General features: G+C 52.3%; 8 protein-coding genes. 7 read left to right on the top strand and 1 reads right to left on the bottom strand.

The genetic code is table 11. From position 1 onward, the window contains the following. From A0129_RS11950 to A0129_RS11920, 7 genes are all read left to right on the top strand, one after another. The coding region (locus A0129_RS11950) for a sigma 54-interacting transcriptional regulator (RefSeq protein ID WP_291715257.1) at positions 1-734 on the top strand (734 nt) is incomplete at its 5' end. Further along, a complete protein-coding gene (locus A0129_RS11945; RefSeq protein WP_291715255.1) occupies positions 719-2,881 on the top strand; it encodes a cache domain-containing protein in 2,163 nt (720 codons plus the stop codon). The genes A0129_RS11950 and A0129_RS11945, both read left to right, overlap by 16 nt. A gap of 1 nt (position 2,882) precedes the next feature. Next, on the top strand, positions 2,883-3,383 hold the full coding sequence (mobB, locus tag A0129_RS11940) for a molybdopterin-guanine dinucleotide biosynthesis protein B (RefSeq protein WP_291715259.1): 501 nt from the start codon (positions 2,883-2,885) through the stop codon (positions 3,381-3,383). Continuing rightward, a complete protein-coding gene (glp, locus tag A0129_RS11935; RefSeq protein WP_291715253.1) occupies positions 3,376-4,596 on the top strand; it encodes a gephyrin-like molybdotransferase Glp in 1,221 nt (406 codons plus the stop codon). Before mobB ends, glp begins: the two co-directional genes overlap by 8 nt. Continuing rightward, positions 4,593-4,850, top strand: coding sequence for a molybdopterin converting factor subunit 1 (gene moaD / locus A0129_RS11930; RefSeq protein WP_291715251.1), 258 nt, complete (start codon positions 4,593-4,595; stop codon positions 4,848-4,850). The genes glp and moaD overlap by 4 nt, the downstream gene beginning before the upstream one ends. Before the next feature lies 1 nt (position 4,851). Next, the gene (gene moaE, locus A0129_RS11925) at positions 4,852-5,319 is read left to right on the top strand and encodes a molybdopterin synthase catalytic subunit MoaE (RefSeq protein WP_291715249.1); all 468 of its coding nucleotides are present in this window, start codon (positions 4,852-4,854) and stop codon (positions 5,317-5,319) included. Next, complete coding sequence (locus tag A0129_RS11920; RefSeq protein WP_291715247.1) at positions 5,316-5,699, top strand: CrcB family protein; 384 nt, start codon at positions 5,316-5,318, stop codon at positions 5,697-5,699. Before moaE ends, A0129_RS11920 begins: the two co-directional genes overlap by 4 nt. A gap of 26 nt (positions 5,700-5,725) precedes the next feature. On the opposite strand, the gene A0129_RS11915 is transcribed toward A0129_RS11920, so the two are convergent. After that, the gene (locus A0129_RS11915) at positions 5,726-6,193 is read right to left on the bottom strand and encodes a rhodanese-like domain-containing protein (RefSeq protein WP_291715245.1); all 468 of its coding nucleotides are present in this window, start codon (positions 6,191-6,193) and stop codon (positions 5,726-5,728) included. Positions 6,194-6,522 lie beyond the last annotated feature (329 nt).

Raw genomic sequence — 6,522 nt, 5'->3', positions numbered from 1 at the left:
CCATTTCTCCAGAATTGATTGAAAGCGAGTTGTTTGGTCATGCCAAGGGCGCTTTCACGGGTGCCAATGAATCCCATCAGGGCTTGTTCTACTACGCGCAGGGCGGCACCCTGTTTCTCGATGAAATTGGTGAATTGCCGCTCAGCATGCAAACCAAATTGCTTCGTGTTCTGGAAGACCGGCGAATTCGCCCGGTGGGCAGCACCAAGGAAGTGGACGTGGATGTTCGTATTGTGGCTGCGACCAACGTAAACCTGGATGTGGAAGTGAAGCGAGGGCGGTTTCGGCAAGACTTGTACTACCGCTTGCAGGTGATGCCGATTGAAATGCCACCGTTGCGCAGCCGCCCCGAGGACATTGAGCTTCTGGCCAATTACTTCATCAAGGTGTTTGCCAAAAAGCTGCGTATTGATCCCCTGAAAATAAGCCCGGACATGCTGGCCCGCCTTCAAGCCTACGAATGGCCAGGCAATGTGCGGGAGCTACGCAACTTCATCGAACGATCATTGATTCTGGGTTATTTCCCCAAAGAAGACTTGCCTTTGAATCTGGATCTGGATGAACGGGAGCACACTGCCGAAGATCCACAGAACGAGTCGCTTGAGCAAGTCGAAAAGGCACACATTCTTCGAGTATTGAATGCCTGCAGCGGCAATAAATCCGAGGCGGCGCGACGCTTGGGCGTGTCCAGAAAAACACTTGAACGAAAGTGCATGGCGTGGAGCCAAGAATAGGTCAGCGGCCGTTTCCGCCACGCGGGCATTTTTGGCCCAGCCATTGGACTGTTAAAACCAAACTGGTTGTTACGGCCTGTATCCCTTTGCTGGTACTTATTCCTATTGTGGCCATGCTGGTGTGGTCGGCGGGGCAGGCGGCTTACACAAAAATTTTGATATCAAAAGTACGCAGTGATCTGGTGCTTGCGCAGCAAGAATTCAACGATGTGCAGGAGAGCAAATCACAGGCTTTGAAGGCTTGGTCTGAAAGTGCCTACCTTCGAAATTTGCTGAACCAGCGGGACGGTAAGTTGACGAATAAAGACCTTCAGGCGCAGGCGGAGCGACTCGGTTTTGCTTACCTGCGACTCATCAGTCCAACCGGCATGGTGGTGAATTCGTTTCCTTCGCGCTTGCCTTACATGCTTGATCCCGAAGTTCAAAAATCGGTGAAGTTTCGCGAGTCGGGCAGCTACACCGTGTTGCTCTCGAACAAAGAGCTGATGGATATTTCTCCCGACCTCGCCTCACGTGCGGTGCAGGCGATTATTCCCACATCCAATGCGAGCCCCTCACCCAAAAGCGCCGAAGACCGTGGCTTGGTTGTTCAGGTGCTGCAACCTGTTTTCAACAATGGAAACATGTTGGGGTACCTGGAGGGTGGCTTGCTGTTGAACGGTAACCTGGGTTTGGTCGATGAAATCAACAACCTGATTTATTCACCGAACACTTTGCTGGAAGGCTCAATTGGCACCACCACCATTTTCCTGGAAGATGTACGAGTGGCGACCACGGTTCGTCGCGACGGCGAGTCGCGTGCGTTGGGTACCCGTGTGTCCGATGTGGTTCGGCAAAGTGTCTTGGGCCGGGGTGAGGTATGGCTGGAGCGCGCATTCGTGGTGAACGACTGGTATGTGGCAGCTTATGCGCCACTGCTTAGCCCAGAGGGTGCACGAATCGGGATGTTTTATGTGGGCTTTCTGGAAGCCCCTTATGCCAACATAAAAACACAACTGCTGATTTTGTTTTTGTTGGCGGTGGGGGCGGCCATGGTCTTGGGTGCCATGATGGTGGTGCGTTTGACATCCGGAATCTTTTACCCACTTCGCCGCATGAATTACATCATGAGCCTGCAGGAACGCGGAGATACCGCGGCCCGAGTGGGCGACCTTCGACGTGAAGACGAGTTTGCTGACCTGGCCAATCACTTTGATGCGCTGCTGGATCAACTGGATGCACGGCGCAGCGAACTGCTCGGCTTGAATGAGCAACTGGATGAGCGTGTGCGACAGCGAACTGCCGACCTGCAGGCTGCGAATCAAAAACTTCATCAGGCAGTGGAGCAGTTACTGGCCTCAGAGAAGCTAGCGGCCTTGGGACAATTAACTGCGGGTATTGCGCATGAGTTCAATAATCCGTTGGCGATCATGATGGGGCATCTGGATTTGATCCGTATTACCCTGAACGATCCGGAAAGCCTGAAAACAGTGCGCTTACTGGATGAGCAGGTACATCGCATGCGCAATATCGTCCAAAAGCTGCTGCAGTTTTGCAGGCCCGATGAATACGCTTCCTACACCGAAGAAATCAATGTCAATGAGATTATCCAGGACAGTATCCTGTTTGTTCGCAATGAAATCGACATGGTGCGTGCTCAGTTGAAGTTAGAGCTCAAGGCGCAGCACACGGTGCAAATCAGCAAAACCGAGTTGCAGCAGGTTATGGTGAATTTGTTGATCAATGCGACCCACGCCCTGGAAGGACCATTCGATTCAACATCTGCAGCCTTGGATGAGGGCCCCACCATCTCAATAAAAACGGCGGATGTGCGTCTCAACGATGGGCAGCAGGCGGTTCAGATTCTGGTTCAGAATAATGGCGAGGTAATTCCTCCCGATCGCTTGCAACTTATTTTCAAAATGTTCTACACCAGTAAACAAGCGGGTCGAGGTACGGGGCTGGGTTTGCCGGTGTCACGCATGCTGGTGCAACGTTATGGTGGCGATTTGTGGGCCACCAGCCCGGTGCTGCCTGAAGTTGAGCCACAATTCGGTGCATGTTTTGAGATTGTATTGCGCTGCAAGGCACGCCCGTCCGCAGATATTTTGAAAGAAACAGGTCAACAGCTGTTGTTGATTGAAAAGCAATTGTCAGAAGGAAACTGAAGTGCCCAAGGTGTTTGGCTTTGCCGGATTTTCCGGCGTGGGTAAAACCACATTGATTGAGCAGCTTTTACCGATTTTGATTGGTGAGGGTGTTCGAGTGTCTGTCATTAAACATGCTCACCATGAGTTCGACATTGACCGGCCGGGTAAAGACTCCTACAGGCACCGGGAAGCGGGCGCTTATGAAGTGCTGATTACTGCCAACAAACGTTGGGTGTTGATGCATGAATTGCGAGATGAGGAGGAGCCTACACTTGAGCAGCAACTTGAAAAGTTGTCGCCCTGTGACCTGGTCATTGTTGAAGGATTCAAGCGGGCAGATATTCCCAAAATCGAGATTTGGCGGGAAGCCAATGGCAAGCCGATGTTGTATCCTCAAGACCCGAACATTATCGCAGTCGCTTGCGACAATGAAATTGAATGTCGCGGATTACCGGTTCTTCCCTTGAATGATCCAGCTTCAATTGCGCAATTTATTCTGAAACGGTTTGTGAATGATTGACTTGAATGATTTGCTTGGGCAGGTGTGGCCAATGGCTGCCCAGCCGGCAATACCCAGTGAATCGGTGGGCTTGAATCAGGCGCTTGGTCGAGTATTGGCGCAGGATGTTCGTTCCACTTTGAACGTGCCACAGCACGACAACAGTGGAATGGATGGTTATGCAGTTCGTTGTGCCGATATTCAGCCATCCCGGCGTTTTCAGGTTTCTCAGCGTGTACCTGCAGGCGCCTCTCCCCAAGCCTTGCAACCTGACACTGTGGCTCGAATCTTTACCGGCGCACCGATTCCTCCCGGCGCCGATTCTGTGGTGATGCAGGAAGAGGTAGTGGTGAATGAAGATGGCAGCGTGACATTCAGCGCTTCGCCAAAATCAGGCCAATGGATACGGCGCGCAGGTGAAGATATTTCTTGCGGGCAGGTGGTGCTGTCCCAAGGCACACGACTTGATGCCATTCATGTGGGCTTGCTTGCGTCCATTGGTGTACCCACCGTGTCGGTCAACAGGCGCTTGAAAGTAGGTGTAATGGTCACTGGCAGTGAGCTTCAAAGCCCAGGCAAGCTTTTACAGCCGGGTCAAATCTACAATTCCAACGAGTATGTGTGGTGCGGTCTTCTAGAAGCCATGCACGCCGATGTGCGCTCGGTAGGTATTGTTCCCGACAACTTTGAGGCTACATGCGCTGCGCTTGAATCCCTGGCCGATTGTGATGCTGTCATCAGTTCTGGTGGCGTGTCGGTAGGTGAGGAGGACCACGTGAAACCTGCGATCGAAAAAGTGGGGCAGCTGCGGTCATGGAAAGTGGCCATGAAGCCTGGCAAGCCGATCGCGTTTGGCCACATCAATCGACAAGCCGGTGGACAAAGCTGGTTCTTCGGGTTACCCGGTAACCCAGTGTCCAGCGCGGTGGCTTTTCAACTGATCGTGAAGCCTTTTTTGAGTTTGCTGGAAGGACAAGGCCTCGCGGAGGTGGATTGGCGCCTGCGCGTGCGAAAGGTGCAGGCTGCGTTTTCCTGGCCCAGCCCCGACTCCCGCCGTGAGGAATTTTTGCGAGCAGATGTACAATCGGACAAGGCCACTTTGTTTAAAAACCAGAGTTCAGGTGTTTTGACCTCCTTGGCCCGGTCCAGTGGTTTGATCAGGCTTGCCAAGGGGCAGGTGGTACACCCGGGTGACTGGGTGGAATACGTGTCGTATCAGGATTTGATGCAATGAAAGTAAAAGTGCGGTTTTTCGCCAGTTTGAAAGAACAGTTTGGACAAGACAGTCTTGAAGTGAATACTGCGTTTTCACCAGCCACTGTAGCGGGTCTGCGCGCCTATTTGTGTGCCGAGTACCCTGGTTTTGCCAAAGCTGTCTCGGAAGTCGGGCGGTTGCGTGCCGCGGTCAATCAGGATATGGCTGATGATGAAACTCCGGTGGGCGAGCAGGCTGAGGTGGCATTCTTCCCGCCGGTGACAGGGGGTTGAAATGAAACGCTCCAAAGTGCTTGTTCAGGAATCAGACTTTAATGTAGCCGATGAAATTCGGTGGCTCCGTCAAGGTTTGCCTGAAATTGGTGCAGTAGCCACTTTTGTTGGCACAGTGCGTGACATCAATGAAAACAGTACGGTGAGGGCCATGACGCTAGAGCACTACCCGGGCATGACTGAGAAAGCACTTGAAAATATTCTGAAGGTTGCCGACGAGCGGTTCGAAATCACCTCTGCCACGATTATCCACCGCGTAGGCCCCCTGTATCCAGAAGATCAAATTGTGTTTGCTGCTGCCACCAGCGAGCACCGGCAGCAGGCATTTTTGGCCTGTGAGTTCATTATGGATTATTTGAAAACCGAAGCCCCTTTCTGGAAAAAGGAAGACACACCCGAGGGCGCGCGCTGGGTGTCGGCCCGGGACAGCGACGACTCTGCCAAAGAGCGATGGGAGCAAGCGCAGTGAATGCCATCAATGCCTTGGCGGTGTTTGTCGGCGCTGGGCTGGGCGGAGTGGGGCGGTACGGGTTGGGTTTGTTGCTCGTTCAGCCGGTTTGGTTGCCGTTTCAAATCGGAACCTTGATGGCCAACCTGATTGGTGGTTTTGTCGCGGGTTTATTGTTTTCAGTGTTGGGCCCAGCTTGGCTCAAGGCCAATCCGTTTGGATTATTTCTCATGACTGGCGTGTTGGGGGGGCTTACCACATTCTCGGCTTTTACTGCTGAGGGTGCCAATTTGCTTCTCGATAAGCCCGCGCTGGCGCTGGGTCACGCCTTGGTTCATGTGCTCGGTTGCTTGGCAGCATTTTTCCTGGCTGGAAAGTTGTTCGGTCTCTTCGGCCAATAACAATCAGTAAACGCGGATTGCTGGGTTTAATGTTGTTCCCAAGGTAACCCGTGAAAACGCCAGCCATTGATGCTTGATCGTTGGTGAAAGTCGTTTTTGTCGCCCTCAAACCCCTCCAGCACATTGATTGCAAATTCAAACCCATGCTTGGCGGCGAGGGTGGCGGCGTGGTGCGACCTGGCCCCACTTCTACAGATGAAAAGCACCGGCTGATGTTTCTCAACCCGGGCCTCAATCTGGGCGATGAAATCGGGGTTGCGTACACCGTCCGGGTAATTGTTCCACTCAACGTGAAACGATCGGTCTTCTGAAAAACTCACCTGCCCGACCCAGTCGAGTTCCGCATCTGTTCGCACATCGACCAGCACCGCATTTTCATCCGCATTCAATAACTCCCAAGCCTCTTGAGGGGCGAGGGCGCCCAAATAGCTGAGTCCTTTTTCAGAAGCGTACTTCTTGGCCTGCTCGATTAGTTGCTGTGAAGTCAATGGCATGAGGTGTTTTTCAAGTGATGTTCTTGATGAGTGTATTGTAATACAAGCATGTGATCGATTAGGCAAAATACTAGTGCGCACTGTATTGGTGCATTATGCACTGTAGTGGTGCAATTGTGCCGTGGGATTTTTCGACTGATCCGCCGAAAGTGTTGATTTGAGGTGGCGATCAACTTGGTATGGTCTTTGCTTTGTCCCTCCACGTCGAAGATTGAATTCGCGCTGAGCGTCATATATAGCGGTATCGAACGTGCTATTGTTTCGCTTAAATTGAAGAGTTCGACTCAGAATTTTTTTAGATCACTATTCCACCTCACGTACCAGGAGAT

Origin of the sequence: Limnobacter sp. CACIAM 66H1, assembly GCF_001601825.1 — a bacterium.
Classification (GTDB): domain Bacteria; phylum Pseudomonadota; class Gammaproteobacteria; order Burkholderiales; family Burkholderiaceae_B; genus Limnobacter.
This window is presented reverse-complemented; position numbering and strand designations above follow the sequence as displayed.

Excerpts from the sequence above, each read along its gene's own strand:
- moaE (WP_291715249.1), top strand. The coding sequence starts at position 4,852 with ATGAAACGCTCCAAAGTGCTTGTTCAGGAATCAGACTTTAATGTAGCC.
- A0129_RS11915 (WP_291715245.1), bottom strand. The coding sequence starts at position 6,193 with ATGCCATTGACTTCACAGCAACTAATCGAGCAGGCCAAGAAGTACGCT.
- glp (WP_291715253.1), top strand. The coding sequence starts at position 3,376 with ATGATTGACTTGAATGATTTGCTTGGGCAGGTGTGGCCAATGGCTGCC.
- moaD (WP_291715251.1), top strand. The coding sequence starts at position 4,593 with ATGAAAGTAAAAGTGCGGTTTTTCGCCAGTTTGAAAGAACAGTTTGGA.